At 55.0% G+C, this 2,150-nt stretch carries 4 protein-coding genes; 2 read left to right on the top strand and 2 right to left on the bottom strand.

Annotated features, from left to right (window positions below):
- Positions 1–878, top strand: an 878-nt coding sequence (locus CSQ89_RS22720) for a hypothetical protein (RefSeq protein ID WP_308418199.1), incomplete at its 5' end; no start/stop codon positions are given.
- Here CSQ89_RS22720 and CSQ89_RS21260 read toward each other — a convergent pair.
- Positions 879–1,289 (bottom strand): type II toxin-antitoxin system VapC family toxin, encoded by a 411-nt coding sequence (locus CSQ89_RS21260; RefSeq protein WP_233203406.1) that lies wholly within the window; start codon positions 1,287–1,289, stop codon positions 879–881.
- A gap of 10 nt (positions 1,290–1,299) precedes the next feature.
- Positions 1,300–1,542, bottom strand: coding sequence for an antitoxin (locus CSQ89_RS21255; protein WP_099407952.1), 243 nt, complete (start codon positions 1,540–1,542; stop codon positions 1,300–1,302).
- Positions 1,543–1,681: 139 nt separating this feature from the next.
- Here CSQ89_RS21255 and CSQ89_RS21250 point away from each other — a divergent pair, with 139 nt between their 5' ends.
- Entirely contained in the window at positions 1,682–2,080 is a 399-nt protein-coding gene (locus CSQ89_RS21250; protein ID WP_099407951.1) for a hypothetical protein, read from the top strand.
- The last annotated feature ends 70 nt before the right edge of the window (positions 2,081–2,150 follow it).

Below are 2,150 nucleotides of genomic sequence, written 5' to 3'. Positions count from 1 at the left end.
CAGGTGTGCTTGGGCCCGACCAGCCGCTGATTGAATTCTTCAGCCAACCAAGCGGCCTGTCGCCAGAAGCAGAGAATGTGCAGAACCTGCGTACCGGTTACTACACGTTTTCGTGTGCGGGCAAGCGAGAGGACTGGATCAAGGTCTATGTGCGGGCCGAATACGGTAGCTTGATGACAGGTAAGCCAGTCTATCCGCAGTTCAATGACCGGCTGCATGTCAGCGACAAGCCTTTGAAGGCGATGCGAGGCGTAGCAATTCGCTTGGGCTGGGATTTTGGGCTGACGCCCGCCTGTATCGTCACTCAACTCACCCCACGTGGGCAGCTTCGTGTCTTGCGCGAGTTCATTGCCGAACGGATGGGTGTAGAGCAGTTCACCCGCGATGTCGTGAAACCCCAGCTTCGAGCGCTTTACCCGGAGTGGACATTGGAATGGGATGAGGACCAAGCGGAATGGGAGCAAATCACCGGCTGGGGCGACCCGGCAGGCGTGGCCGCTTCCGATACCGATGAGAAAACCTGTTTCTCGATCCTGCGGGACGAGGGCTTGGATATCACGCCGACCCGAACCAATGCCCCGATAGCGCGGATTGGTGCCGTGGAAAGCTTTCTGGTGCGTATGGTTGATGGTGAGCCTGCACTGTTGCTCGATCCTTCGTGCAAGACGCTGCGCAAGGGCTTCAATGGCGGCTACCAGCTACGCAAGATGCAGGTAGCAGGGGAAGAGCGATACACCGAGAAGCCGGACAAGAACCGTTTTTCGCACCCGCACGATGCCTTGCAGTATGTGGCACTGGGTCACAACGGCAATCCTGGTGCTGAGCGTCAGTCGGACAGACCGAAAATACTGGGTGCGCGTGGGTACAAGGCGGTGTGATTACTTTGACCAATCCTCGACTTGTAGGCCTTTAACCTGCAGAAAGGCTTTGTCATTTGTTATGAGTGTGACGCTCGCTGCCATTGCATGTGCGGCAATTAGCATATCGAGGTTGCCAAGGGGTTTGCCTGCACGCTCTAGCGAAGCGCGCAATTCACCGTAACTTTCGGCTGCGGCACTATCCCACGGTAGGGTGTCTACACGAAGTAGGAACTCGTGGATGGCGGCATGTAGTTTTGGTGAGTCCGGTCGTTTGGCAACACCAAAACGTAATTCGCCTTCTGTGATGGCCGATATACAGACTTGTGCCATAGGCACGGTGACTAGTTTCTCGCGAACAGCAGGTAAGCTGCCTTTGATGATGTGGCTCACCATATTGGTATCCAGCATGTAGCAGGTGGTGGATTTCAAACAGGCACCCTCAGAATAAGTCACGCGCTTGTGGCGGTGTATCTTGGCGGTCAGCCATGAAATCAGCCGGTACCTCGACAGTTTTCATTAGCTCGAAGAAGTCGTCCCAAGTTCCAGGCTTGCGTGACAGAATCACGTCACCGGTATTGGGGTCTTGGCGAATGAAGACCTCTTTGCAATCGAAACGAAACGCTGTAGGTAGCCGCACCGCTTGGCTTCGTCCGTTCATAAATAGTTTGGCTGCTTGCGTCATGATGTTTGATCTCCTGTTGAGATATATCAAAGTATATTCATTTGATTGTGATATATCAATGTATATCTCTTAGCGTGGGATTTTCTTGTAGTCATCATGCTGGATTGAAACACCGGGGGCGCGCTATAGATTTGCGCCCATGAGCGCTCCCGACCCAATCCAAGACACCGGCAAGGCCCAGCGGCAATACGGGCTGATTCGCCACTACACCTACCTCAATGGTGATCCCTGCTTAGTCCTGTGCGCGGCGCAACCGCGTTTAGGTTCAACTGCCTTTGCCGTGCGCCAAGACGATATCTGGCGTTGGCGTACCGACTGCGAAGACGTGCGCATGGTGGCTAATGCCGCCATCAAGGCGTCCAACGTCCTACGTCTCGACCCCACCCCGCAAACCTGGACGCAAATCATCACCGTGATTCAAGACGGGCTGGATGAATTGCACTCGATGCCACCGGCCCCCAAGGAGAAACGCCAGGTTGTCGGTGAGTTAGAGGTGTTTGCCAATGGCCGACGCTTTACCAAGGACATCTACCAGTGACTGACATGGCAGATGACCGTCTGGTCAACGTCAAGGTACACAAGCGCGTCGACCCGATTGCGGCCGAGGC

The organism is Chitinimonas sp. BJB300, assembly GCF_002735695.1.
Taxonomy (GTDB): Bacteria; Pseudomonadota; Gammaproteobacteria; order Burkholderiales; family Chitinimonadaceae; genus Chitinimonas.
The sequence above is the reverse complement of the archived record's forward strand: the minus strand, read 5'-3'. Positions and strand labels throughout refer to the sequence as shown.

Coding starts and splice junctions, on each gene's coding strand:
- CSQ89_RS21255 (WP_099407952.1), bottom strand. CDS start 1,542: ATGACGCAAGCAGCCAAACTATTTATGAACGGACGAAGCCAAGCGGTG.
- CSQ89_RS21250 (WP_099407951.1), top strand. CDS start 1,682: ATGAGCGCTCCCGACCCAATCCAAGACACCGGCAAGGCCCAGCGGCAA.